This is a genomic window from Sulfurivermis sp., from assembly GCF_059410345.1.
The window spans coordinates 84,743-109,773 of the sequence record NZ_JBLJDO010000005.1 but is presented as its reverse complement, the minus strand read 5'-3'; the positions used below and the strand labels follow the sequence as shown (position 1 = coordinate 109,773).

The 25,031-nt window shown below is 60.7% G+C and carries 32 protein-coding genes; all 32 read left to right on the top strand.

Translation table 11 applies throughout. The features are described 5' to 3' along the window. The first annotated feature begins 22 nt into the window (after window positions 1-22). Window positions 23-4,099 carry a DNA-directed RNA polymerase subunit beta gene (gene rpoB / locus ACMV8A_RS06100; RefSeq protein WP_495324879.1) on the top strand — a complete coding sequence of 1,359 codons (4,077 nt, stop codon included), beginning with the start codon at window positions 23-25 and terminating at the stop codon, window positions 4,097-4,099. Window positions 4,100-4,174: 75 nt separating this feature from the next. Further along, window positions 4,175-8,371 (top strand): DNA-directed RNA polymerase subunit beta', encoded by a 4,197-nt coding sequence (rpoC, locus tag ACMV8A_RS06095; protein ID WP_495324878.1) that lies wholly within the window; start codon window positions 4,175-4,177, stop codon window positions 8,369-8,371. Between the two features lie 137 nt (window positions 8,372-8,508). Next, window positions 8,509-8,883, top strand: a complete 375-nt coding sequence (gene rpsL, locus ACMV8A_RS06090) for a 30S ribosomal protein S12 (RefSeq protein WP_495324877.1) — start codon at window positions 8,509-8,511, stop codon at window positions 8,881-8,883. Window positions 8,884-8,903: 20 nt separating this feature from the next. Next, window positions 8,904-9,374 carry a 30S ribosomal protein S7 gene (gene rpsG, locus ACMV8A_RS06085; RefSeq protein ID WP_495324876.1) on the top strand — a complete coding sequence of 157 codons (471 nt, stop codon included), beginning with the start codon at window positions 8,904-8,906 and terminating at the stop codon, window positions 9,372-9,374. An 18-nt stretch (window positions 9,375-9,392) separates the two neighbouring features. Then, window positions 9,393-11,489 carry an elongation factor G gene (gene fusA / locus ACMV8A_RS06080; RefSeq protein ID WP_495324875.1) on the top strand — a complete coding sequence of 699 codons (2,097 nt, stop codon included), beginning with the start codon at window positions 9,393-9,395 and terminating at the stop codon, window positions 11,487-11,489. Window positions 11,490-11,533: 44 nt separating this feature from the next. Then, a complete protein-coding gene (gene tuf, locus ACMV8A_RS06075) occupies window positions 11,534-12,724 on the top strand; it encodes an elongation factor Tu (protein WP_495324874.1) in 1,191 nt (396 codons plus the stop codon). Between the two features lie 5 nt (window positions 12,725-12,729). After that, window positions 12,730-13,041, top strand: a complete 312-nt coding sequence (gene rpsJ / locus ACMV8A_RS06070; protein ID WP_495324873.1) for a 30S ribosomal protein S10 — start codon at window positions 12,730-12,732, stop codon at window positions 13,039-13,041. Window positions 13,042-13,126: 85 nt separating this feature from the next. After that, window positions 13,127-13,765 (top strand): 50S ribosomal protein L3, encoded by a 639-nt coding sequence (rplC, locus tag ACMV8A_RS06065; RefSeq protein WP_495324872.1) that lies wholly within the window; start codon window positions 13,127-13,129, stop codon window positions 13,763-13,765. Window positions 13,766-13,777: 12 nt separating this feature from the next. Further along, window positions 13,778-14,398: a 50S ribosomal protein L4 gene (rplD, locus tag ACMV8A_RS06060; protein ID WP_495324871.1), complete on the top strand. Its 621-nt coding sequence runs from the start codon at window positions 13,778-13,780 to the stop codon at window positions 14,396-14,398. Next, entirely contained in the window at window positions 14,395-14,691 is a 297-nt protein-coding gene (rplW, locus tag ACMV8A_RS06055) for a 50S ribosomal protein L23 (RefSeq protein ID WP_495324870.1), read from the top strand. Before rplD ends, rplW begins: the two co-directional genes overlap by 4 nt. A gap of 19 nt (window positions 14,692-14,710) precedes the next feature. Then, window positions 14,711-15,538, top strand: coding sequence for a 50S ribosomal protein L2 (gene rplB, locus ACMV8A_RS06050; RefSeq protein ID WP_495324869.1), 828 nt, complete (start codon window positions 14,711-14,713; stop codon window positions 15,536-15,538). A gap of 18 nt (window positions 15,539-15,556) precedes the next feature. Beyond that, window positions 15,557-15,832 carry a 30S ribosomal protein S19 gene (gene rpsS / locus ACMV8A_RS06045; protein ID WP_495324868.1) on the top strand — a complete coding sequence of 92 codons (276 nt, stop codon included), beginning with the start codon at window positions 15,557-15,559 and terminating at the stop codon, window positions 15,830-15,832. Between the two features lie 12 nt (window positions 15,833-15,844). After that, on the top strand, window positions 15,845-16,177 hold the full coding sequence (gene rplV / locus ACMV8A_RS06040; RefSeq protein ID WP_495324867.1) for a 50S ribosomal protein L22: 333 nt from the start codon (window positions 15,845-15,847) through the stop codon (window positions 16,175-16,177). A 13-nt stretch (window positions 16,178-16,190) separates the two neighbouring features. Then, window positions 16,191-16,865 carry a 30S ribosomal protein S3 gene (rpsC, locus tag ACMV8A_RS06035; protein WP_495324866.1) on the top strand — a complete coding sequence of 225 codons (675 nt, stop codon included), beginning with the start codon at window positions 16,191-16,193 and terminating at the stop codon, window positions 16,863-16,865. 18 nt (window positions 16,866-16,883) lie between these two features. Next, window positions 16,884-17,297 carry a 50S ribosomal protein L16 gene (gene rplP / locus ACMV8A_RS06030; protein ID WP_495324865.1) on the top strand — a complete coding sequence of 138 codons (414 nt, stop codon included), beginning with the start codon at window positions 16,884-16,886 and terminating at the stop codon, window positions 17,295-17,297. Further along, entirely contained in the window at window positions 17,297-17,494 is a 198-nt protein-coding gene (rpmC, locus tag ACMV8A_RS06025) for a 50S ribosomal protein L29 (RefSeq protein ID WP_495324864.1), read from the top strand. The genes rplP and rpmC overlap by 1 nt, the downstream gene beginning before the upstream one ends. Beyond that, a complete protein-coding gene (rpsQ, locus tag ACMV8A_RS06020; protein WP_495324863.1) occupies window positions 17,491-17,751 on the top strand; it encodes a 30S ribosomal protein S17 in 261 nt (86 codons plus the stop codon). Before rpmC ends, rpsQ begins: the two co-directional genes overlap by 4 nt. A gap of 136 nt (window positions 17,752-17,887) precedes the next feature. Then, complete coding sequence (gene rplN, locus ACMV8A_RS06015) at window positions 17,888-18,256, top strand: 50S ribosomal protein L14 (RefSeq protein ID WP_495324862.1); 369 nt, start codon at window positions 17,888-17,890, stop codon at window positions 18,254-18,256. Between the two features lie 17 nt (window positions 18,257-18,273). Next, on the top strand, window positions 18,274-18,591 hold the full coding sequence (gene rplX, locus ACMV8A_RS06010; RefSeq protein WP_495324969.1) for a 50S ribosomal protein L24: 318 nt from the start codon (window positions 18,274-18,276) through the stop codon (window positions 18,589-18,591). 15 nt (window positions 18,592-18,606) lie between these two features. Then, on the top strand, window positions 18,607-19,146 hold the full coding sequence (gene rplE / locus ACMV8A_RS06005) for a 50S ribosomal protein L5 (protein ID WP_495324861.1): 540 nt from the start codon (window positions 18,607-18,609) through the stop codon (window positions 19,144-19,146). A gap of 12 nt (window positions 19,147-19,158) precedes the next feature. Next, window positions 19,159-19,464: a 30S ribosomal protein S14 gene (gene rpsN, locus ACMV8A_RS06000; protein ID WP_495324860.1), complete on the top strand. Its 306-nt coding sequence runs from the start codon at window positions 19,159-19,161 to the stop codon at window positions 19,462-19,464. Between the two features lie 29 nt (window positions 19,465-19,493). Further along, window positions 19,494-19,889, top strand: coding sequence for a 30S ribosomal protein S8 (gene rpsH / locus ACMV8A_RS05995; RefSeq protein WP_495324859.1), 396 nt, complete (start codon window positions 19,494-19,496; stop codon window positions 19,887-19,889). A 12-nt stretch (window positions 19,890-19,901) separates the two neighbouring features. Then, entirely contained in the window at window positions 19,902-20,432 is a 531-nt protein-coding gene (rplF, locus tag ACMV8A_RS05990; protein ID WP_495324858.1) for a 50S ribosomal protein L6, read from the top strand. Window positions 20,433-20,443: 11 nt separating this feature from the next. Next, a complete protein-coding gene (rplR, locus tag ACMV8A_RS05985; protein WP_495324857.1) occupies window positions 20,444-20,800 on the top strand; it encodes a 50S ribosomal protein L18 in 357 nt (118 codons plus the stop codon). A gap of 10 nt (window positions 20,801-20,810) precedes the next feature. Next, window positions 20,811-21,317, top strand: coding sequence for a 30S ribosomal protein S5 (rpsE, locus tag ACMV8A_RS05980; RefSeq protein WP_495324856.1), 507 nt, complete (start codon window positions 20,811-20,813; stop codon window positions 21,315-21,317). Between the two features lie 3 nt (window positions 21,318-21,320). Beyond that, window positions 21,321-21,509, top strand: coding sequence for a 50S ribosomal protein L30 (gene rpmD / locus ACMV8A_RS05975; RefSeq protein ID WP_495324855.1), 189 nt, complete (start codon window positions 21,321-21,323; stop codon window positions 21,507-21,509). A gap of 2 nt (window positions 21,510-21,511) precedes the next feature. After that, a complete protein-coding gene (rplO, locus tag ACMV8A_RS05970) occupies window positions 21,512-21,946 on the top strand; it encodes a 50S ribosomal protein L15 (protein WP_495324854.1) in 435 nt (144 codons plus the stop codon). Between the two features lie 20 nt (window positions 21,947-21,966). Beyond that, window positions 21,967-23,298: a preprotein translocase subunit SecY gene (gene secY, locus ACMV8A_RS05965; RefSeq protein ID WP_495324853.1), complete on the top strand. Its 1,332-nt coding sequence runs from the start codon at window positions 21,967-21,969 to the stop codon at window positions 23,296-23,298. 33 nt (window positions 23,299-23,331) lie between these two features. Next, window positions 23,332-23,448 carry a 50S ribosomal protein L36 gene (gene rpmJ, locus ACMV8A_RS05960; protein ID WP_239289393.1) on the top strand — a complete coding sequence of 39 codons (117 nt, stop codon included), beginning with the start codon at window positions 23,332-23,334 and terminating at the stop codon, window positions 23,446-23,448. A gap of 117 nt (window positions 23,449-23,565) precedes the next feature. Continuing rightward, complete coding sequence (gene rpsM / locus ACMV8A_RS05955) at window positions 23,566-23,922, top strand: 30S ribosomal protein S13 (RefSeq protein ID WP_495324852.1); 357 nt, start codon at window positions 23,566-23,568, stop codon at window positions 23,920-23,922. A 53-nt stretch (window positions 23,923-23,975) separates the two neighbouring features. Beyond that, on the top strand, window positions 23,976-24,371 hold the full coding sequence (rpsK, locus tag ACMV8A_RS05950) for a 30S ribosomal protein S11 (protein ID WP_495324851.1): 396 nt from the start codon (window positions 23,976-23,978) through the stop codon (window positions 24,369-24,371). A 13-nt stretch (window positions 24,372-24,384) separates the two neighbouring features. Then, window positions 24,385-25,011 carry a 30S ribosomal protein S4 gene (gene rpsD / locus ACMV8A_RS05945; protein WP_495324850.1) on the top strand — a complete coding sequence of 209 codons (627 nt, stop codon included), beginning with the start codon at window positions 24,385-24,387 and terminating at the stop codon, window positions 25,009-25,011. Window positions 25,012-25,031: the final 20 nt, after the last annotated feature.

Genomic DNA, 25,031 nt, shown 5'->3' with positions numbered 1-25,031 from the left:
TGAGCGAAGCTGAGGAACTCTGATGGCCTACTCGTTTACTGAGAAGAAACGCATCCGCAAGGATTTCGGCAAACGCCCCAGCATCCTGGATATCCCGTACCTTCTGGCCATTCAGCTGGAATCGTATCGTAGTTTTCTGCAGCCTGATGCCGCGCCCGAGGCGCTGCGTGAACAGGGTCTGCACGCCGCCTTCCGTTCGGTATTCCCGATCACCAGTTACTCGGGTAATGCCGCGCTGGAGTACGTGAGCTATCGCCTCGGTACCCCCGTATTCGACGTCAAGGAATGCCAGTTGCGCGGCATGACCTACGCCGCGCCGCTGCGCGTCAAGGTGCGCTTGGTGATCTACGACAAGGATGCCCCTGCAGGCACCAAGCCGGTCAAGGATATCAAGGAGCAGGAAGTGTACATGGGCGAGCTGCCGCTCATGACCGAAAATGGCACTTTCGTCATCAATGGCACGGAGCGTGTCATCGTTTCCCAGCTGCACCGTTCCCCCGGCGTGTTCTTCGAGCATGACAAGGGCAAGACGCATTCTTCCGGCAAGCTGCTGTTCTCTGCCCGCGTGATTCCCTACCGCGGCTCCTGGCTCGACTTCGAATTCGATCCCAAGGACAGCGTATTCGTACGTATCGACCGTCGCCGTAAGCTGCCGGCGACGATCCTGCTGCGTGCCCTGGGCTACAGCAACGAGGACATCCTCGGGATGTTCTTTGAAACCGACACGTTTACCTTCGGCAAGGACGGTTTGACCGTCGATCTGGTGCCCGAACGCCTGCGCGGCGAGACCGTCGATTTCGACATCACCATCAAGGGCAAGGTGCTGGTCGAGGCCGGTCGCCGTATCACCGCGCGTCATACCCGCGAGATGGCCAAGGCCGAGGTGAAGACTCTCGACGTGCCCTACGAGTTTGCCGCCGGCAAGGCCCTGGCGCACGATGTGGTCGATACCTTGACTGGCGAAGTTCTGGCCCAGGCCAACGACGAGCTGACCCTGGATGTAGTGGACAAGATGCGTCAGGCGGGTGTGACCAGCTTCCGCACGATCTTTACCAACGATCTGGATCACGGTCCGTTTATTTCCAGCACCCTGCGCATCGATCCGACCCGCACCCAGTTGGAGGCGCTGGTCGAGATCTACCGCATGATGCGTCCAGGCGAGCCTCCCACCAAGGAAGCGGCCGAGAACCTGTTCCAGGGCCTGTTCTTCAGTGAAGATCGTTACGACCTGTCCGCTGTTGGCCGCATGAAGTTCAACCGTCGCGTCGGCCGCAAAGAGGTCACCGGCAGTGGCGTGCTGTCTAAGGAAGACATCATTGATGTCCTCAAGGTGCTGATCGATATCCGTAATGGCAACGGTGTAGTGGACGATATCGACCACCTTGGTAACCGCCGTATCCGTTCCGTGGGTGAAATGGCTGAGAATCAGTTCCGTATCGGCCTGGTGCGCGTGGAACGTGCCGTGAAGGAGCGCCTGTCGCTGGCCGAGTCCGAAGGACTGATGCCGCAGGAGTTGATCAATGCCAAGCCGGTGTCGGCTGCGATCAAGGAGTTCTTCGGTTCCTCGCAGCTGTCACAGTTCATGGATCAGAACAACCCGCTGTCGGAGATCACCCACAAGCGCCGTATCTCCGCGCTGGGTCCTGGCGGCCTGACCCGCGAGCGCGCCGGTTTCGAAGTGCGCGACGTGCACCCGACCCACTACGGCCGTCTGTGCCCCATCGAGACGCCGGAAGGTCCGAACATCGGTCTGATCAATTCGCTGGCTGTGTTCTCGCGTCCCAATGATTACGGTTTCCTGGAAACCCCCTATCGCAAGGTGGTGGATGGCAAGGTGACCGACGAATACGAATACCTGTCGGCCATCGACGAGGGCGAGTTCGTCATTGCCCAGGCCAACGCCAAGGTCGATGCCAAGGGCAACCTGGTGGACGATCTGGTGTCCTGCCGTCACATGAACGAGTTCACCCTGTCGCCGCGCGACAAGGTCAACTACATGGACATTTCGCCCAAGCAGATCGTCTCGGTGGCCGCGTCGCTGATTCCGTTCCTGGAGCACGACGACGCCAACCGCGCGCTGATGGGTTCCAATATGCAGCGCCAGGCCGTGCCGACGTTGCGCCCGCAGAAGCCGCTGGTGGGTACCGGCATGGAGCGCGCCGTGGCCATCGATTCCGGCACCTCCGTGGTGGCGCGTCGTGGCGGCGTGGTGGACTCGGTGGACGCCAGCCGCATCGTGGTGCGCGTCAACGACAACGAGACCGAGGCCGGCGAGTCGGGTGTGGACATCTACAACCTGACCAAGTACACCCGCTCCAACCAGAACACCTGTGTCAACCAGCGTCCGCTGGTCAACACCGGTGACGTGATTGCGCGCGGCGACGTGCTGGCCGACGGCTCTGCTACCGACCTGGGCGAGCTGGCCCTGGGCCAGAACATGTTGGTCGCCTTCATGCCCTGGAACGGCTACAACTTCGAGGACTCCATCCTGGTGTCCGAGCGCGTGGTGGAAGAGGATCGCTACACCACCATCCATATCGAAGAGCTGACCTGCGTGGCCCGTGACACCAAGCTCGGCCCCGAGGAAATCACCGCCGATATCCCCAACGTGGGCGAGAGCGCCCTGGCCCGTCTCGACGAGGCCGGTATCGTCTACATCGGTGCCGAAGTCACCTCCGGCGACATCCTGGTGGGCAAGGTCACGCCGAAGGGCGAAACCCAACTCACCCCGGAAGAGAAGCTGCTGCGCGCCATCTTCGGTGAGAAGGCCTCCGACGTGAAGGACACCTCGCTGCGCGTGCCCTCCGGCATGAACGGCACCGTCATCGACGTGCAGGTATTCACCCGCGATGGTCTGGAGAAGGACAGTCGTGCCAAAGCCATCGAGGAAGAAGGTCTGGCCCAGGTGCGCAAGGACCTGATGGACCAACGCCGCATCATGGAAGATGACATCTTCCAGCGCGTGGAGAAGATGCTGGTGGGCAAGGTCGCTGCCGGTGGTCCCAACAAGCTGAAGGCTGGCGACAAGATCACCAAATCCTATCTGGCCGAAGTGCCGACGGAGAAGTGGTTCGAGATCCGCCTCAAGGCAGAAGACGCCAATGCCCAGATGGAAGTGGTGGCGGAACAGATCAAGCAGCTGCGCAAGAGCTTCGAGGAGCAGTACGAGGACAAGAAGCGCAAGCTGACCCAGGGTGATGACCTGGCCCCGGGCGTGCTGAAGATGGTGAAGGTGTACCTCGCCGTCAAACGCCGTATCCAGCCCGGTGACAAGATGGCCGGTCGTCACGGTAACAAGGGTGTCATCTCCATGATCGTTCCGGTGGAGGACATGCCCTACAGTGCCGACGGCACCCCGGTCGATATCGTGCTGAACCCGCTTGGCGTACCGTCGCGTATGAACGTTGGTCAGGTGCTGGAGACCCATCTGGGCTGGGCCGCGCGCGGCCTGGGCCTGAAGATCGGCCGCATGATCGAGGCGAAGGCCAAGGTCGACGAGCTGCGCAAGTTGCTCGACCAGATCTACAACACCAGCGGCAAGAAGGAAGACCTCGACAGCTTCAGTGACGAGGAAATCATCGCCTTGTGCATGAACCTGAAGAAGGGCGTGCCGATGGCAACACCGGTGTTCGACGGTGTGCACGAGGAGGAAATCCGCCAGATGCTGCGCCTGGCCGGCCTGCCCGAGTCTGGCCAGACGACGCTGTTCGACGGCCGTACCGGCGATGCCTTCGACCGCAAGGTGACGGTGGGTTACATGTACATGCTGAAGCTGAACCACCTGGTGGATGACAAGATGCACGCCCGTTCCACCGGCCCGTACAGCCTGGTGACCCAGCAGCCGCTGGGCGGCAAGGCCCAGTTCGGCGGCCAGCGTTTCGGTGAGATGGAAGTGTGGGCGCTGGAAGCCTATGGTGCCGCCTATACCCTGCAGGAAATGCTCACGGTGAAGTCCGACGACGTGAACGGCCGCACCAAGATGTACAAAAACATCGTGGACGGTGATCACCGCATGGAGGCCGGCATGCCGGAATCCTTCAATGTGTTGATCAAGGAAATTCGTGCCCTGGGTATCGACATCGAGCTGGAACAAGATTAGTCCGACGCGAGCGGCGCCCGGTATTACGGGCGGCTGTAGCGAACGGCAAGCGACGGACAACTGAGGAGACACACGGTGAAAGACCTTCTGAATCTTCTGAAGCAGCAAGGCCCGATTGAAGACTTTGACGCCATCCGCATCGGACTGGCGTCGCCAGACAAGATCCGCTCGTGGTCTTTCGGCGAAGTTAAAAAGCCGGAGACCATCAACTACCGCACCTTCAAACCGGAGCGTGACGGCCTGTTCTGCGCCAAGATCTTTGGCCCGGTGAAGGATTACGAGTGCCTGTGCGGCAAGTACAAGCGCCTCAAGCACCGCGGCGTGATCTGCGAGAAGTGCGGCGTGGAAGTGACCCTGGCCAAGGTACGCCGCGAGCGCATGGGCCACATCGAGCTGGCCAGCCCCACTGCGCACATCTGGTTCCTGAAGAGCCTGCCGTCCCGCATGGGCCTGTTGCTCGACATGACCCTGCGCGACATCGAGCGCGTGCTGTATTTCGAAGGCTTCGTGGTGATCGATCCGGGCATGACCCAGCTCGAACGCGGCCAGCTGCTGTCGGACGAGGCCTATCTGGACGCCATCGAGGAATATGGTGACGAGTTCGACGCGCGCATGGGCGCCGAGGCCATCTACCAGCTGCTGCGCAGCATGGACCTGCAGGCCGAGGCCACCAAGATCCGCGAAGAGTTGCCGACCACCAACTCCGAGACCAAACTGAAGAAGTACACCAAGCGCCTGAAGCTGATCGAGGCATTCCTCGAGTCCGGCAACAAGCCGGAGTGGATGGTGATGACCGTGCTGCCGGTGCTGCCGCCGGAGCTGCGTCCGCTGGTGCCGCTGGAAGGCGGCCGTTTCGCCACCTCCGATCTGAATGACCTGTATCGTCGCGTCATCAATCGCAACAACCGTCTCAAGCGCCTGCTGGATCTGGCGGCGCCGGACATCATCGTGCGCAACGAAAAGCGCATGCTGCAGGAAGCGGTGGATGCGCTGATGGACAATGGCCGTCGCGGCCGCGCCATCACCGGCTCCAACAAGCGTCCGCTCAAGTCCCTGGCCGACATGATCAAGGGCAAGCAGGGCCGCTTCCGTCAGAACCTGCTCGGCAAGCGTGTCGACTACTCCGGCCGCTCCGTCATCGTGGTGGGTCCGACCCTGCGCCTGCACCAGTGCGGTCTGCCCAAGAAGATGGCGCTGGAGCTGTTCAAGCCCTTCATCTTCTCCAAGCTGGAGCGCCGCGGCCTGGCCACCACCATCAAGGCGGCCAAGAAGATGGTCGAGCGCGAAGGTCCGGAGGTGTGGGATATTCTCGCTGAGGTGATCCGCGAGCATCCCGTGCTGCTGAACCGTGCCCCGACCCTGCACCGTCTTGGCATCCAGGCCTTTGAGCCGGTGCTGATCGAAGGTAAGGCCATTCAGCTGCATCCGCTGGTCTGCGCCGCCTTCAACGCCGACTTCGACGGTGACCAGATGGCCGTGCATGTGCCGCTGTCGCTGGAAGCCCAGTTGGAAGCGCGCGCCCTGATGATGTCCACCAACAACATCCTGTCGCCCGCCAACGGCGAGCCGATCATCGTGCCGTCGCAGGACGTGGTGCTGGGCCTGTATTACATGACCCGTGATCGCATCAACGGCAAGGGCGAGGGTATGGTCTTTGCCGATACCGCCGAGGTGCTGCGTGCCTATCAGACCGGCAATGTGGAACTGCAGGCCCGCATCAAGGTGCGTATCCGCGAAGTGCTGTTCAATGAGCAGGGCGAGCGTGAGGAAAAGATCAGCCTGAAGGACACCACGGTCGGTCGCTCGCTGCTGTTCGACGTCGTGCCCGACGGCCTGCCGTTCGAGCTGGTCAACCGTCCGCTGGTCAAGAAGGCGATTTCGCAGCTGATCAACACCTGCTACCGCCGCCTCGGCCTGAAGGACACGGTGATCTTCGCCGACCACCTGATGTATACCGGTTTCCGCTACGCCACTCGTGCCGGCGTGTCGTTCGGTCTGGAAGACATGGTGATCCCGGACGAGAAGGCCGATATCCTGGGCCGTGCCGATAGCGAGGTGAAGGAGATCGAGAACCAGTACATCTCCGGTCTGGTCACCAACGGCGAGCGCTACAACAAGGTGGTCGACATCTGGTCTCGCACCAACGACCAGGTCGCCAAGGCGATGATGGACAAGCTGGGTTCGGAGGAGGTGGTCAACGCCAAGGGCGAGACCGTGCGTCAGCCGTCCTTCAACTCGGTGTTCATGATGGCCGACTCCGGCGCCCGTGGTAGCGCCGCCCAGATCCGTCAGCTGGCCGGTATGCGCGGCCTGATGGCGAAGCCGGACGGTTCCATCATCGAGACCCCGATCACGGCAAACTTCCGTGAGGGTCTGTCGGTTCTGCAGTACTTCATTTCCACGCACGGTGCCCGTAAGGGTCTCGCTGATACCGCGCTGAAGACCGCCAACTCCGGTTACCTGACCCGCCGTCTAGTCGACGTGGCGCAGGACCTGGTCGTCACCGAAGACGATTGCGGCACCAGCCAGGGCATCACCATGCAGTCTCTGATCGAAGGTGGCGACGTGGTGGAGCCGCTGCGTGAGCGCGTGCTGGGCCGTGTGACTGCCGAGGATGTGTTTGTTTCCGGCAGTGACGAGGTCGCCATCCCGCGTGGCACCCTGCTGGACGAAAAGTGGGTGGCGAAGCTGGAGGATATGTCCATCGACCACCTGTATGTGCGTTCGCCGATTACCTGCGAAAGCCGTTATGGTGTCTGCTCCGCCTGTTATGGCCGTGACCTGGCCCGTGGCCATCGCGTCAACGTAGGCGAGGCGGTGGGTGTCATCGCGGCCCAGTCCATCGGTGAGCCGGGTACCCAGCTCACCATGCGTACCTTCCACATCGGTGGCGCCGCCTCCCGTTCGGCGGCAGTCAACAACATCGCCGTGAAGAACAACGGCGCGGTACGTCTGCACAACATCAAATTGGTCGAGCATGCCTCTGGCAACCGTGTGGCGGTATCCCGTTCCGGCGAACTGACCGTGTTGGACGAGAACGGGCGTGAGCGCGAACGTTACAAGGTGCCCTACGGCGCGGTGATCAGCGTGGGCGACGGCGATGCGGTGAAGGGCGGCCAGGTGGTGGCTACCTGGGATCCCCATACCCATCCGGTTATTACGGAAATCGCCGGCCGCGTGCGCTTCACCGACTTCGTCGATGGTGTCACCATCAACCGCCAGACCGACGAAGTCACCGGTCTGTCCAGCCTGGTGGTCACCGATCCCAAGCAGCGCGGCTCGACTGGCAAAGACCTGCGTCCGATGGTCAAGCTGGTGGATGAGAAGGGCAATGACGTGTTCATCCCGGGCACCGAACTGCCCGCCAACTACTTCCTGCCCGCCGGCGCCATCGTCAACCTGGCCGACGGTGCCGAGGTGGGTGTGGGTGACGTCGTCGCCCGTATCCCGCAGGAATCGTCCAAGACCCGTGATATCACCGGCGGTCTGCCCCGCGTGGCCGACCTGTTCGAGGCCCGCAAGCCCAAGGAGCCGGCCATCCTGGCGGAGATCTCCGGTACCCTCAGCTTCGGCAAGGAAACCAAGGGCAAGCAGCGCCTGATCATCACCCCGACCGACGGCAGCGAGCCGCATGAGGAGCTGATTCCGAAGTGGCGCCACGTCACCGTGTTCGAGGGCGAGCATGTGGAGAAGGGCGAAGTCATCGTCGAAGGCGAACCGACGCCGCACGATATTCTGCGTCTGCAGGGTGTGGAAGCGCTTGCTAACTACATCGTCAACGAAGTGCAGGACGTCTACCGTCTGCAGGGCGTGAAGATCAACGACAAGCACATCGAAGTCATCGTGCGGCAGATGCTGCGCAAGGTCACCATCAAGGAAGGCGGCGACACCAAGTTCCTGCAGGGTGAACAGCTGGAACTGGCCCGGGTGCAGGAGGAGAACGAGGTGATCATGGGGGCGGGCAAGATGCCTGCCACCTACGACCGCGAGTTGCTGGGTATCACCAAGGCCTCGTTGTCCACCGAGTCCTTCATTTCCGCGGCGTCCTTCCAGGAAACCACCCGCGTCCTTACGGATGCAGCGGTCACCGGCAAGATGGATGAACTGCGCGGCCTGAAGGAAAACGTCATCGTGGGACGCCTGATCCCGGCCGGTACCGGCCTGGCCTACCACAACGAGCGCCGGCGCAAGCGGTATCAGCTGACCGGCGAGATGCCGACTACCGAAGAGGTCGCCCCGGTTGTGGCGGCCGAAACCGGCAGCGGCGAGTAGTTAAATACGGCGGAAGGACCGGAGACGGCGGGGTTGCTATTGACATAGCCCCTCCGTGTTCTTAGAATCCCGCTTCTTTTTCACAGGCCGGTGTTTTGCCGGCCTGTTGCTTATTTTGGCTGGAGTCGAAGAGACAAATGGCGACGATTAACCAATTGGTACGCAAGCCGCGGGTACGCCCCGTAGAGAAGAGCAAGGTTCCTGCGCTGGACAGCTGCCCGCAGAAGCGCGGTGTGTGCACCCGTGTATACACCACCACCCCGAAGAAGCCGAACTCGGCCCTGCGTAAGGTTGCCCGCGTGCGCCTCACCAATGGCTTTGAAGTGACCACTTACATCGGCGGTGAAGGCCACAACCTGCAGGAACACTCCGTGGTCCTGATTCGCGGTGGTCGTGTGAAGGATCTGCCGGGTGTGCGTTACCACACCGTGCGCGGCACCCTCGACACCTCCGGCGTCAAGGATCGCAAGCAGGGTCGTTCCAAGTACGGCGCCAAGCGTCCGAAGTCCTAATCGTTTAAGGAATTACGGGTATGTCCAGAAGAACGAGTGCCACCAAGCGCGATGTGTTGCCGGATCCGAAGTACGGCAACAAGATGCTGTCCCGCTTTATCAATATCCTGATGCTGAGCGGCAAAAAGGCCGTTGCCGAGAAGATCGTCTACGGCGCCCTGGATCGCATCGCCGAGAAGAGCAAGGCCGAGCCCCTGGTCATGTTCGAAAAGGCTTTGGGCAACATCCGCCCGATGGTCGAGGTCAAATCCCGTCGTGTCGGTGGTGCCACCTACCAGGTGCCCATCGAAGTACGTAATGACCGCGGTATGGCGCTGGCCATGCGCTGGCTGGTGGATGCCGCCCGCAAGCGTGGCGAGAAGTCCATGGGCCTGCGTCTGGCCGGCGAGATCATGGATGCCTATGAGCAGAAGGGCACTGCCGTGAAGAAGCGTGAAGACACGCATCGCATGGCCGAGGCCAACAAGGCCTTCGCCCATTACCGCTGGTAAGTAGAAGAGGATTTAGCTGTGGCCCGTACCACCCCCATCGAGCGTTACCGCAACATCGGTATTTCCGCGCACATCGACGCCGGTAAGACCACCACCACCGAGCGCGTGCTTTTCTATACCGGCGTCAGCCACAAGATTGGCGAGGTGCACGACGGCGCCGCGACGATGGACTGGATGGAGCAGGAGCAGGAACGTGGTATCACCATTACCTCCGCGGCTACCACCTGCTTTTGGAAGGGTATGGCCCAGCAGTTCCCCGAGCACCGTATCAACATCATCGATACCCCGGGGCACGTGGACTTCACCATCGAGGTGGAGCGTTCCATGCGTGTGCTGGACGGCGCCTGCATGCTGTACTGCGCCGTAGGCGGCGTGCAGCCGCAGTCGGAAACCGTGTGGCGCCAGGCGACCAAATATCATGTGCCGCGTATCGCCTTCGTCAACAAGATGGATCGCGCCGGCGCTGACTTTTTCAAGGTCGTGCGTCAGATGAAGGAGCGCCTGCGCGCCAACCCCGTGCCGATTCAGATCCCCATCGGTGCCGAGGAAGGTTTCAAGGGCGTGGTCGACCTGATCAAGATGAAGGCCATCGTCTGGAACGACGCGGATCAGGGCACCACCTTCGAGTACGCCGACATCCCGGCCGAGTTGCAGGCGACCGCCGCCGAATGGCGTGAGAAGATGGTCGAGGCGGCCGCCGAGGCCGAAGAAGATCTGATGAACAAGTACCTCGAGGAAGGCGACCTTTCCGAGGAAGAGATCAAGAAGGCTCTGCGCAAGCGCACCATCAATCTGGAGATTTTCCCGATGCTGTGCGGCTCCGCCTTCAAGAACAAGGGCGTGCAGGCCATGCTCGACGCCGTCATCGATTACCTGCCGTCGCCCCCGGAAGTGCCGGCGATCAAGGGTGTTGACGCCAACACCGGTGAACCGGTGGAGCGTCTGTCCAGCGATGACGAGCCGTTTGCTGCGCTGGCCTTCAAGATCATGACCGATCCGTTCGTCGGCTCGCTCACCTTCGTGCGCGTCTATTCCGGCGTACTGTCGACCGGCGACAGCGTGTACAACTCGCAGAGCGGCGGCAAGGAACGTATCGGCCGTATGCTGCAGATGCACGCCAACCAGCGTGATGAGCTGAAGGAGGCGCGTGCCGGTGAGATCGTGGCCTGTGTCGGCCTGAAGGACGTTATTACCGGTAGCACCCTGTCCTCCCTGGACAAGCCGGTCATTCTGGAGCGGATGGAATTCCCGGAGCCGGTAATTTCCATCGCTGTGGAGCCGAAGACCAAGAGCGACCAGGAAAAGATGGGCCTGGCCCTGAACAAGCTGGCGCAGGAGGACCCGTCCTTCCGCGTGCGCACCGACGAAGAGTCCGGTCAGACCATCATCTCCGGCATGGGTGAACTGCACCTGGAAATCATCGTCGACCGCATGAAGCGTGAATTCAAGGTCGAGGCCAACATTGGTGCGCCCCAGGTGGCCTACCGCGAAACCATCCGCAAGGCGGTGGAACAAGAAGGTAAGTTTGTGCGCCAGTCCGGCGGTCGTGGCCAGTACGGTCATGTATGGCTCAAGCTGGAGCCGCAGGAGCCCGGCAAGGGTTATGAATTCGTCAACGGCATCGTCGGTGGTGTGGTACCGAAGGAATACATCCCGGCCGTGGACAAGGGCGTCCAGGAACAGATGAAGAACGGCGTTATCGCCGGCTTCCCGGTGGTGGACGTCAAGGTCACCCTGTTCGATGGTTCTTACCACGACGTGGACTCCAACGAAATGGCGTTCAAGATCGCCGGTTCCATGGGCTTCAAGGAAGGTGCGCTGAAGGCGGGTGCCGTCCTGCTCGAACCGATCATGGCGGTCGAGGTGGAAACGCCGGAAGAGTACATGGGCGACGTGATGGGCGATTTGAATCGCCGCCGCGGCATGATTCTGGGCATGGAAGACAATGCCGGCATCAAGGTGCTGCGCGCCGAGGTGCCGCTGTCCGAGATGTTCGGTTACTCGACCTCGCTGCGTTCGCAGACCCAGGGCCGTGCCACCTACTCCATGGAGTTCAAGAAGTACCAGGATGCTCCGGCGAACGTGACCGAGGCGGTCATCAAGAAGTCCGCCTGACGAACCAACCAAACCAGTATTCAGCTATTTAGAGGGTAACGACCGTGTCCAAGGAAAAATTCGAGCGTAAGAAGCCGCACGTAAACGTCGGTACGATTGGTCACGTGGACCATGGCAAGACGACGCTGACCGCGGCCCTGACGGTGGTGCAGGCGAAGAAGTTCGGTGGTGAGGCGAAGGCCTACGACCAGATCGATGCGGCGCCGGAAGAAAAGGCCCGTGGTATCACTATTTCTACTGCGCACGTGGAGTACGAGTCCGCGAACCGCCACTACGCCCACGTGGACTGCCCGGGTCATGCCGACTACGTGAAGAACATGATCACGGGCGCGGCGCAGATGGACGGCGCGATCCTGGTGGTGTCGGCTGCCGACGGCCCGATGCCGCAGACCCGCGAGCACATCCTGCTGGCCCGTCAGGTCGGCGTGCCGTACATCGTCGTGTTCATGAACAAGGCCGACATGGTGGACGACGCGGAACTGCTGGAACTGGTCGAGATGGAGGTGCGCGACCTGCTGTCCTCCTACGACTTCCCGGGCGATGACACCCCGATCGTGGTGGGTTCGGCGCTGAAGGCGCTGGAAGGTGATACCTCCGACATCGGCGTGCCGGCGATTGAGAAGCTGATCAACGCCCTGGACACCTACATTCCGGAACCGGAGCGTGCCATCGACGGCGCCTTCCTGATGCCGATCGAAGACGTGTTCTCCATTTCCGGGCGCGGCACCGTGGTGACCGGCCGTATCGAGCGCGGCGTGGTGAAGGTGGGTGAGGAAGTGGAAATCGTGGGCATTCGCCCGACCACCAAGACCACCGTGACCGGCGTGGAAATGTTCCGCAAGCTGCTGGACCAGGGTCAGGCCGGTGACAACGTCGGCGTGCTGCTGCGCGGCACCAAGCGTGACGAAGTGGAGCGCGGCCAGGTTCTGTGCAAGCCGGGCAGCATCAAGCCGCACACCAAGTTCGACGCCGAAGTGTACGTGCTGAGCAAGGACGAAGGCGGCCGTCACACCCCGTTCTTCAACGGTTACCGCCCGCAGTTCTACTTCCGTACCACGGACGTGACCGGTGCGTGCGACCTGCCGGAAGGCGTGGAGATGGTGATGCCGGGTGACAACGTGAACATGAAGGTATCGCTGATTTCTCCCATCGCAATGGAAGAAGGTCTGCGCTTTGCAATCCGCGAAGGTGGCCGTACTGTCGGCGCCGGCGTGGTTGCCAAGATCATCGAGTAATAGACATGGCAAACCAGAAGATTCGTATTCGCCTCAAGGCTTTCGACCATCGCCTGATCGACCAGTCGGCCAAGGAGATCGTCGATACCGCCAAGCGTACCGGTGCGCAGGTCAAGGGTCCGATCCCGCTGCCGACCAAAAACGAGCGCTTTACCGTGCTGGTTTCTCCGCACGTCAACAAGGATGCGCGTGATCAGTATGAGCTGCGCACCCACAAGCGGATGATGGAAATCGTCGACCCGACCGACAAGACGGTCGACGCACTGATGAAGCTTGATCTCGCTGCCGGCGTGGATGTGCAGATCAAGCTGAGCTGATGCGGTGGGCCGGTGTGTTGCCGGCTCCCGTTACTTGCAAATAGGTGCCGGTCAATCGTAATCGGCATAGATAGAGGTTATAACAATGGCAATAGGTGTTATCGGACGCAAGGCCGGTATGACCCGTGTCTTTACTGAAGACGGCGTCAGTATCCCGGTCACCGTGATTGAGGTTGAACCCAATCGCGTCACCCAGATCAAGACCCTGGAAACCGACGGCTACCGTGCCGTGCAGGTGACCGTCGGCACCCGCCGCGCCGTGCGCGTGACCAAGCCGATGGCCGGTCACTTTGCCGCGGCCGGCGTTGAGGCGGGTCGTACCCTGTCCGAGTTCCGTCTCGCCGAGGGCGAAGGCGCTGAACTGGCCCCGGGCAATGAAATCAAGGTCGACATCTTCGCCGCCGGCCAGAGCGTCGACGTTACTGGCACCTCCATCGGTAAGGGCTATGCCGGTACCGTGAAGCGTCACAACTTCCGTACCCAGGATGCCACCCACGGCAACTCCCGTTCGCACCGCGTTCCCGGTTCCACCGGCCAGAACCAGACCCCGGGTCGTGTGTTCAAGGGCAAGAAGATGACCGGTCACATGGGTAACGAGCGCTGCACCGTGCAATGCCTTGAGGTCGTGCGCGTGGATGCCGAGCGCAACCTGTTGCTGGTTAAGGGCGCTGTACCGGGCCCGCGCGGCGGCAATCTCATCGTGCGCGCCAGCGTGAAGGCCTAAGGGGGTTAGACGATGGAAATCAAATTGACTACGCCGACTGGCCGCGCTTCCACCAAATCCGTCGAGGTCTCCGATCTGATGTTCGGTGAAGACTTCAACGAAGCGCTGGTACACCAGGTCGTAACCGCCTATCTGGCCGGTGGTCGTGCCGGTACCAAGGCGCAGAAGACTCGCGCCGAGGTCAGCCACACCACCGCCAAGCCGTGGCGTCAGAAGGGCACCGGCCGTGCCCGTGCCGGTATGAGCTCCAGCCCGCTGTGGCGTGGCGGCGGCAAGATTTTCGCGGCCAAGCCCCGCGATTTCAGCCAGAAGGTCAACAAGAAGATGTACCGTGCCGCCCTGCGCTCGATCATGGCCGAGCTGGTGCGTCAGGAGCGTCTGGTCGTTGTTGACAAGTTCGAGATGGAAGCCCCCAAGACCAAGCAGCTGGTTGAGAAGCTGAAGTCCATGGGCATCAACAATGCGCTGATCGTGACCGATGAACTGGGCGACAACCTGTACCTGTCCGCCCGTAATCTGCATGACGTAGAGGTCTGCATGGCGCGTCACGTGGATCCGGTAAGTCTGGTCGGTTTCGAGAAGGTATTGATTACGGTACCGGCGCTGAAGCAGGTAGAGGAGATGCTGGCATGAACCAGGAACGTCTGTTGAAAGTGTTGCTGGCCCCGCACCTGTCGGAGAAGAGCAGCGTCATCGCCGATGCCAATAACCAGTATGTGTTCCGCGTCGTGACCGATGCCAGCAAGCCGGAGATCAAGGCGGCGGTTGAACATCTGTTCAATGTCAGCGTTGATGCCGTGCGTGTCAGCACTGTCAAGGGCAAGGTCAAGCGTTTCGGCCAGCGTATGGGCCAGCGCAGTGACTGGAAGAAGGCGTACGTCACCCTGAAGGAAGGTCAAGAGATCTCCTTCATGGGTGGGGAATAACGTTTGAAGGACGTCGAAAATGGCTATTGTTAAACTCAAACCGACCTCCCCCGGACGCCGCTTTGTCGTCAAGGTGGTGAACCCCGATCTGCACAAGGGTGCGCCGCACGCGCCGTTGCTGGAGAAAAAGTCCAAGAATGGCGGCCGCAACAACGCCGGCCGTATTACGACGCGTCACCAGGGCGGCGGGCACAAGCAGCATTACCGTGTGATTGATTTCAAGCGCAACAAGGACGGCATCGCCGGTACCGTAGAGCGCCTGGAATACGATCCGAACCGTACTTCGCACATCGCCCTGATCAAGTATGCGGATGGCGAGCGTCGTTACATCATCGCTCCGCGCGGTCTGACTGCCGGCGACGAAATCATGTCCGGCTCTGCCGCTCCCATCAAGGCCGGCAACTGCCTGCCGCTGCGCAACATCCCGGTCGGTTCCACCGTGCACTGCGTCGAACTCAAGGTCGGCAAGGGTGCGCAGTTGGCCCGCTCCGCCGGTGCCGCCGTGCAGCTGGTGGCCCGTGAAGGCGGCTACGCCACCCTGCGCCTGCGTTCCGGCGAAATGCGCAAGGTGCATGCTGAATGCCGCGCCACCATCGGCGAAGTCGGCAACAGCGAGCACAACCTGCGCAAGCTGGGCAAAGCCGGTGCCAAGCGCTGGCTGGGCGTGCGCCCGACGGTGCGCGGTGTCGTGATGAACCCGGTTGACCACCCGCACGGTGGTGGTGAAGGCCGTACCTCCGGTGGCCGTCACCCCTGCACGCCCTGGGGTGTGCCGACCAAGGGTTACAAGACCCGCAACAACAAACGTACGGACGGCATGATTGTGCGCCGCCGTAACCAGAAATAACGGAAGAGGGCAACTGTAATGCCGCGTTCTGTAAAAAAGGGCCCTTTCATCGATCACCATCTGGCGAAGAAGGTCGAAGTGGCCGCTGCCAGCAATGTCAAGAAGCCGATCAAGACCTGGTCGCGCCGTTCGATGATTCTGCCGGACATGGTCGGCCTGACCATCGCCATCCATAACGGCCGTCAGCACGTGCCGGTTATGGTTACCGACAACATGGTTGGCCATAAGCTGGGCGAATTCGCGCCGACCCGTACCTTCCGCGGCCATGCGGCCGACAAGAAGGCGAAGAAATAAGAGGTGATGACGATGGAAGTGGCAGCAAAATTGCGCTACGCGCGGATTTCGCCGCAGAAGTGCCGCCTGGTCGCCGACCTGATCCGCGGTATGCCTGTGGAGCGTGCTCTGCAGACCCTGACCTTCAGCCAGAAGAAGGCAGCGGAAATGGTGAAGAAGGTTCTCGAATCGGCCATCGCCAATGCCGAGCACAACGAGGGTGCGGACATCGACGAGTTGAAGGTGTCCAAGATCTACGTTGACGAGGGTCCGACTCTCAAGCGCATGCAGGCGCGCGCCAAGGGCCGTGGCAACCGGATCAGCAAGCGTACCAGTCACATCACCGTGATGGTCGCGGAAAAGTAACAGAGAGGCAGCAATGGGACACAAAGTTCACCCGACCGGAATCCGCCTGGGCATCACCAAGGACTGGACCTCCAAGTGGTACGCCGACAGCAAGAACTTCCCGGAGTTTCTGCACATGGATCTCAAGGTTCGTGAGTTCCTGCAGAAAAAGCTGGCTCAGGCATCCATCAGCCGCGTGCAGATTGAGCGCCCCGCGCGTAATGCCCGCATCACCATCCATACTGCCCGTCCCGGTCTGGTGATTGGCAAGAAGGGTGAGGATATCGAGCGTCTGCGCCAGGAAGTGTCCGAGATGATGAAGGTGCCCGTGCACATCAACATCGAGGAAGTGCGTAAGCCCGAGCTGGATGCCACCCTGGTGGCGCAGAGCATCGCCCAGCAGCTGGAGCGCCGCATCATGTTCCGCCGCGCCATGAAGCGCGCCGTGCAGAACGCCATGCGTCTGGGCGCTCTGGGCGTGAAGATCAATGTTGGTGGCCGTCTGAACGGCGCCGAGATTGCCCGCAGTGAGTGGGTGCGTGAAGGCCGCGTGCCTCTGCATACCTTGCGTGCGGACATCGACTACGGCGTGGCCGAAGCCAACACCACTTACGGCGTCATCGGCGTCAAGGTGTGGATCTTCAAGGGCGAAGTGTTTGACCGCGGCGAAGCCGCCGGCGCAGCGGCCGAAAAGGCCGCGGCCCACTGATTTTGAGGAGTAGGGAAGATGCTTCAGCCCAAACGCACAAAATTCCGCAAGCAGCATAAGGGCCGCAACCGCGGTCTGGCCAATAGCGGCAACAAGGTGAGCTTCGGGGAGTTCGGCCTCAAGAGCGTCGAGCGCGGTCGTCTCACTGCCCGCCAGATCGAGGCCGCCCGTCGAGCCATGACCCGTCACGTCAAGCGTGGCGGCAAGATCTGGATCCGTGTGTTCCCGGACAAGCCGATTACCCAGAAGCCCCTGGAAGTACGTATGGGCAACGGTAAGGGTAATGTCGAGTACTGGGTGGCCCAGATCCAGCCCGGCAAGATGCTGTATGAAATGGAAGGGGTGGGTGAGGATATTGCCCGCGAGGCGTTCCGCCTGGCAGCTGCCAAGCTGCCCCTGAAAACCGCATTTGTAACCCGTACGGTGCTGTGATGAAAGCGAATGATTTGAGGCAGAAGGGTGTCGAGGAACTGAATCAGGAGTTGCTCGGCCTGCTGCGTGAGCAGTTCAACCTGCGTATGCAGAAGGGCACCGGTCAGTTGTCCCAGCCGCACCGCGTGAAGGCCGTGCGCCGTGATATCGCCCGGGTCAAGACCATTCTGGAACAGAAGGCAGGTAAGGCAGAATGAGCGAAGAAACCAAAGTGATGCGTACCGTCACCGGCCGCGTCACCAGCGACAAGATGGACAAGACCATTACCGTCCTGATCGAGCGCCGCGTCAAGCACCCGATTTACGGTAAGTATGTAAAGCGTTCCACCAAGCTGCATGCCCATGACGAGCAGAACGAGTGCAAGGAAGGGGATGTGGTGACCATCGAGGAATGCCGTCCGCTCTCCAAGAGCAAGACCTGGCGCCTGGTCAAGGTGGTTGAGAAGGCTAGCTGAAGACTGATAATCCGTCACCCTGCCGGTAGGGATGGCGCCGGAGCCCAGATAAAAAAGGTTTGGGCTTGGCGCCGTTTGGTGTTAATATGCGCCCCCTTCAGATTCCCGGCCAGTGTGATTGTGTGGAGACACAACCATGATACAGATGCAGACAAAACTGGATGTGGCCGACAACAGCGGCGCCCGTGTGGTCCAGTGCATCAAGGTTTTGGGCGGTTCGCACCGCCGTTACGCCAGTATTGGCGACGTTATTAAAGTAAGCATCAAGGAAGCCATCCCCCGTGGCAAGGTCAAAAAGGGGGAGGTCTACAATGCCGTGGTGGTACGTACCGCCAAGGGCGTGCGCCGTTCCGACGGCTCCCTGATTCGCTTTGATGGCAACGCTGCCGTGCTGCTCAACAACAAGCTTGAGCCGATCGGCACCCGTATCTTCGGGCCCGTGACCCGTGAGCTGCGTGGCGAGCGTTTCATGAAGATCGTGTCGCTGGCACCTGAGGTGCTGTAAGGCAGAGAGTAGAGATGATGCGCAAGATTAAGAAAGGTGACGAAGTAGTCGTCCTTACCGGCCGGGATAAGGGGCGTCGCGGCAATGTGCTGCGTGTTCTGCCGACCGACCGTGTCGTGGTCGAGGGCGTGAACATGGTGAAGAAGCACCAGAAGCCGAATCCCCTCAAGGGTGCCCCCGGCGGTATCGTGGAGAAGGAAACTTCCATCCACGTGTCCAATGTCGCCCTGTTCAATAGCGCGACGGGCAAGGCCGATCGGGTCGGGATCAAGGTTCTCGAGGACGGCCGCAAGGTTCGTTTCTTCAAGTCCAACGGCGAAGTCGTGGACGCGTGAGTCGGGTAGGCAATGATGGCTAGACTGAAGCAGTTTTACAAAGATACGGTTGTGCCGCAGCTGATGCAGGAGCGCGGCTATGCCAACGTCATGCAGGTGCCGCGTATCACCAAGATCACCCTGAACATGGGTGTGGGTGAAGCTGCCGCCGATAAAAAGGTGCTGGAGCACGCCCTGGCTGACATGACCAAGATTGCCGGTCAGAAGCCGGTTGCCACCAAGGCGCGCAAATCCGTCGCAGGCTTCAAGATTCGTGAAGGCTGGCCCATTGGTTGCAAGGTGACCCTTCGGGGCGATCGTATGTATGAGTTTCTGGATCGGCTGATCAGCATTGCGATCCCTCGCGTGCGAGACTTCCGCGGTGTGAGCGCCAAGTCTTTCGACGGCCAGGGTAATTACAGCATGGGCGTGAAGGAACAGATCATTTTCCCGGAAATCGATTACGACAAGATCGACACGTTGCGTGGCATGGATATCACCATCACCACCACCGCCACTAATGATGATGACGGCCGCGCCCTGTTGCGTGCCTTCAACTTCCCGTTCAAGTCTTAAGGGGCACAAGTCATGGCGAAGACCTCCATGAAGATGCGCGAGCTGAAGCGCGCCAAGCTGGTAGCCAAGTACGCCGCCAAGCGCGCCGACATCAAGGCCAAGCTGCAGAATCCGGATCTCGGCTTTGAAGAGCGCGACGCCCTGCAGTTGCAGTTGCAGAAGATGCCGCGTGATTCCAGTCCGGTGCGTCAGCACAATCGCTGCAGCCTGACCGGTCGCCCGCACGGTTTCTATCGCAAGTTCGGCCTGGGCCGCAACAAGCTGCGTGAAGCCACCATGCGTGGTGACGTGCCTGGTCTGCGCAAGGCCAGTTGGTAAGAATTACTTAACTAAGGGATATCGATACAATGAGTATGACTGATCCGATAGCCGATATGCTGACGCGCATCCGCAATGCCCTGGGTGCGCAGAAGCATGAGGTTTCGATTCCTTCCTCCAAGCTGAAGGTGAATATCGCCCAGCTGCTGAAAGACGAAGGCTATATCACCGATTTCTCGGTGGATGCCTCCGCCGGCAAGCCGGTGCTGAAGATCGCCCTCAAGTATTACCAGGGCAAGCCGGTCATCGAAGAGCTGCGCCGCATCAGCCGTCCTGGCCTGCGTCAGTACAAGGCCAAGAATGAGCTGCCGAAGGTGCGCGGCGGTCTGGGTATCGCCATTGTTTCCACTTCAGCCGGTCTGATGACCGACCGTGCCGCCCGCAAGGCTGGCCACGGCGGCGAAGTCCTGTGCTTTGTCTCTTAAGGGTGGCGTGACATGGCAAGAATTCTCAATCCTGTTGTGATCCCTGCCGGTGTGCAGGTGGCCGTCGAAGGACAGGCGCTCAACATCAAGGGTAGCAAGGGTGCCGTCACTCATATGGTGCGCGGTGACGTCAGCATCAAGATGGAAGGTAACGAGCTGCGCTTTGCCCCGCACAGCCAGACTCCAGCCAACGTCGCCATGGTGGGTACCACCCGCGCGCTGGTGGCCAATATCTTCCGCGGCCTTACCCAGGGCTTCGAGCGCAAGCTGGAGCTGGTCGGCGTGGGTTACCGCGCTCAGGCTCAGGGCAAGACCCTGAATCTGACCCTCGGTTTCTCTCATCCGGTCAAGTATGACGCGCCGGAAGGTATCACCATCGAAACCCCGAGCCAGACTGAGATCGTGGTCAAGGGTTCCGATAAGCAAAAGGTAGGGCAGGTGGCCGCGGACATTCGCGCCTATCGCCCCCCCGAGCCGTACAAGGGCAAGGGTATCAAGTACGCGGGTGAGAAGATCATCCGCAAAGAGGCCAAGAAGAAGTAGGGTCTTAAGCTATGAACGACAAAAAAACTGCCCGTTTGCGCCGCGCTCTGCGTGCCCGTTCCAAGATTCGGGAACTGGGTGCCTATCGCCTCTGTATCCATCGTACTCCGAGCCATATCTACGCGCAGGTCATCGCGCCCAATGGTTCCGAGGTTGTTGCTGCTGCTTCCACGCTGGAGGCTGGCATCAAGAGCGGCCTGAAGTCCACCGGCAATATCGAAGCGGCTGTCGCCGTAGGCAAGGCCGTGGCGGAGAAGGCCAAGGCGGCCGGTATCACGCAGGTCGCTTTCGACCGCGCCGGCTTCAAATATCATGGTCGCGTCAAGGCGTTGGCTGATGCCGCTCGCGAAAACGGTCTGGAATTCTAAGGGTTAGATTATGGCGGGATTTGACGTAACTCCGAGCACCGATGGCCTGAACGAGAAGCTCATCGCGGTCAATCGTGTGTCCAAGACCGTCAAGGGCGGTCGTCAGTTTGCCTTCAGCGCACTGACTGTCGTTGGCGACGGCCAGGGCAAGGTCGGCATCGGCACCGGCAAGGCACGTGAAGTGCCGGCTGCCATCGCCAAGGCGATGGAAAAGGCGCGCAAGAACATGACCCAGGTAGCCGTGGCCAACGGCACCCTGCAGCATCCGGTGACCGCCCGTCACGGCGCTGCCAAGGTGTTCATGCAGCCGGCCTCCGAAGGTACCGGCATCATCGCCGGCGGCGCCATGCGTGCCGTGCTGGAAATGGCCGGCGTACACAACGTGTTGGCCAAGTGCATTGGTTCGAGCAACCCGAACAACGTGGTGCGCGCCACCATGAACGGGCTGGCGGCAATGTCTTCTCCCGAGCAGGCTGCCGCCAAGCGTGGCAAGTCGGTGAAAGAAATTCTGGAATAAGCCATGGCACAGAAGAATACGTTGAAAGTTACGCTGGTTCGCAGCGCCCATGGTCGCCTCGCCTCTCACAAGGCGTGCGTCACTGGTCTTGGCCTGCGTCGTATGCATCATACGGTCGAAGTTGAGGACACTCCGTGCACCCGCGGCATGATCAGCAAGGTGTCCTACCTGTTGAAGGTTGAAGGAGCTTGAATATGCGCCTGAATACGCTTAAGCCCGGTGAAGGGGCCAAGAAGGTTGGCAAGCGCCTCGGTCGCGGTATCGGCTCCGGCCTTGGTAAGACCTCTGGTCGCGGCCACAAGGGTCAGAAGGCGCGTGCTGGCGGCTTCCACAAGGTTGGTTTCGAAGGCGGTCAGATGCCGCTGCAGCGCCGTCTGCCCAAGATTGGCTTCCGTTCGCTCAAGGCTGCCGACAGCGCCGAAGTTCGCCTGCATGAGTTGGCCAAGGTGGCGGGCGACGTGGTTGACCTGCTGGGCCTGAAGGCTGCCAACGTGATCGGTCAGGAGATCAAGCGCGTCAAGGTGATTGCCTCCGGTAAGGTCGAGAAGGCTGTCACCGTCAAGGGCGTCGCCGTGACCAAGGGCGCGCGCGCAGCCATCGAGGCGGCTGGCGGCAAGGTCGAAGAATAGTGGCTGCCAGTCGTGCCGCGATGGCCGGCGCCCTCGGCGGAGGGAAGCTGACCGAACTCAAACAACGCCTCCTGTTTCTGCTGGGGGCGTTGTTGGTTTTCCGTATCGGTGCGCACATCCCGGTCCCGGGTATCGATCAGGTGGCATTGGCGGCATTGTTCGAGCAGCAGCGTGGCACCATCCTGGACATGTTCAACATGTTCTCCGGTGGTGCACTTGAGCGTTTGAGCGTATTTGCGCTCGGTATCATGCCGTACATCTCGGCATCGATCATCATGCAGTTGCTCACCAAGGTATCGCCATACCTGGAGCAGCTGAACAAGGAAGGCGCGGCCGGGCGGCGCAAGATTACGCAGTATACCCGCATCGGTACGCTGGCCTTGGCCACTTTCCAGGGTATTGGCGTGGCGATCATGCTGGAGAGTCAGCGGGCGGGTAACCTGCCGCTGGTTATCGATCCGGGCATCGCGTTCCGTTTTGTCACTGTGGTGACCCTGGTGACCGGAACCATGTTCCTGATGTGGTTGGGTGAGCAGGTTACCGAGCGCGGCATCGGCAACGGCATCTCGATGATCATTTTCGCAGGTATTGTGGCCGGCTTGCCCTCCGCCATCGGCGGTACGCTGGAGTTGGCCCGTACCGGCGAGCTCAATGCGCTGCTGATTCTGGTGCTGTTCGCTGGCGCCCTGGCGGTCACTGCCTTTGTGGTGTTCGTGGAGCGTGGTCAGCGGCGTATTACGGTGAATTATGCCAAGCGTCAGCAGGGCCGCAAGATGTACGCAGGGCAGACCAGCCATCTGCCGCTGAAGGTGAACATGGCCGGTGTGATTCCGCCGATCTTCGCCTCCAGTATCATCCTTTTCCCAGCCACGCTGGGTGGGATGTTCGGTAGTGCCGAGGGTATGGGCTGGTTGTCCGACATGGCGGCTACCCTGTCGCCGGGGCAACCGCTGTACGTGGGGCTCTACGCAGCAGCCATAGTGTTTTTCTGCTTCTTCTATACCGCCCTGATGTTCGACCCCAAGGACACGGCGGAGAACTTGAAGAAGTCGGGTGCCTTTGTTCCCGGGATCCGTCCCGGTGAGCAGACTGCCCGCTATATCGACGGTATTTTGAGCAAGCTGACCCTGGCCGGCGCGATTTACATCACCTTGGTCTGTCTGCTGCCGGAGTTCCTGATTCTGTACTGGAACGTACCGTTTTACTTCGGCGGTACCTCGCTGCTGATTATCGTGGTGGTGACTATGGACTTCATGGCGCAGGTTCAGGCGCACTTGATGTCCCACCAGTACGAGGGGCTGATGAGGAAGGCGAATCTTAAGGGGCACGGTGGCGCAGGTTTCCCCCGCTAAACCGGCCTGGCATTTTTATTTGGGAGAACGACGATGAAGGTTCAGGCATCTGTCAAGAAGGTTTGCCGTAACTGCAAGATTGTGCGCCGCAAGGGCGTGGTTCGGGTGATTTGTTCCTCCGACGCCCGCCACAAGCAGCGCCAGGGGTAAGGTAAACTGCGCCGGTCCCTGTGGCTGGCGCTTGACCAAGCAAGGTTTCAACAGTAACATTGCGCGTTTCACCGCCTTGGGGTGGTGGCGTCCGTTTTATAGCTGAGGATAGGCTCGATGGCCCGTATAGCTGGCATTAACATCCCGGTGCAGAAGCACGCCGTGATTGCGCTTACCGCAATCTATGGTATCGGCCGCACCCGTGCCCAGAAGATTTGTATCGCCGCTGGCGTTCGCCCCGAAACCAAGGTCAAGGACCTGAGCGAGGCGGAAGTTGAGGGTTTGCGCACCGAGGTCGCCAAGTTCACCGTGGAAGGCGACCTGCGCCGCGAGATTTCCATGAATATCAAGCGTCTGATGGACCTGGGTTGCTACCGCGGCCTGCGTCATCGTCGCGGACTGCCGGTGCGCGGTCAGCGTACCCGTACCAATGCGCGTACCCGCAAGGGCCCGCGTCGCGCTATCAAGAAGTAATCGGCAACCGTCCGTGCTCCGGCCCGGACATGGCTGTTAACTAGGACTTACACATGGCAAAAGCAGCAGCGGCTTCACGTACACGTAAGAAGGTAAAGAAGAATGTAGTGGACGGTATCGCCCACGTTCACGCTTCCTTCAACAACACCATCGTTACTATTACCGATCGCCAGGGTAATGCCCTGTGCTGGGCGACCTCTGGCGGCTCCGGCTTCCGTGGTTCGCGCAAGAGCACCCCGTTTGCCGCGCAGGTGGCGGCGGAGACCTGCGGCGCCAAGGCGTTGGAGTTCGGTATGAAGAACCTGGAAGTGCGTGTGCAGGGTCCCGGCCCCGGTCGTGAATCCGCTGTGCGTGCCCTGAATGCCAAGGGCTTCAAGATTATGAGCATTTCCGACGTGACGCCGATTCCGCACAACGGTTGCCGTCCGCCCAAGAAGCGTCGCGTGTAAGCAGGAGAACAAAGTGGCTAGGTATATCGGTTCCAAGTGTCGCCAGTGCCGCCGCGAAGGCGAGAAGCTGTTCCTCAAAGGCGAGAAGTGCTTCGGTAGCAAGTGCGCGATCGAAAATCGCCCGTTCCCGCCGGGTCAGCATGGCCAGCGCCGTTCCCGTCTGTCCGATTACGCACGTCAGCTGCGTGAGAAGCAGAAGATGCGTCGTATTTACGGCGTGCTGGAGCGTCAGTTCCGCAGCTACTACGCCGAAGCCGACCGTATCAAGGGCAACACCGGTGAAAACCTGCTGCAGTTGCTGGAGTCGCGTCTGGACAATGTCGTGTACCGCATGGGGTTTGGCGTCTCCCGCACCGAGGCGCGCCAGCTTGTTCGTCACAACGGCGTGACCGTCAACGGCAACAAGGTGAACATCCCGGGTTATGTGGTCAAGCCGGGCGACGTCGTTGCCATTGCTGCCCGTGCCAAGGAGCAGCTGCGCGTCAAGGCTGCCGTTGAGCTGGCCCAGCAGCGTGGTTTCCCGGAATGGATTGAGGTGGACGTGAACAAGCTACAGGGCGTCTACAAGGCCAAGCCGGAGCGCAGCGAGCTGCCCGCGGAGATTCAGGAACAGCTGGTGGTCGAGCTCTACTCCAAGTAAGGGGCGGGGTGGGCCGCCTC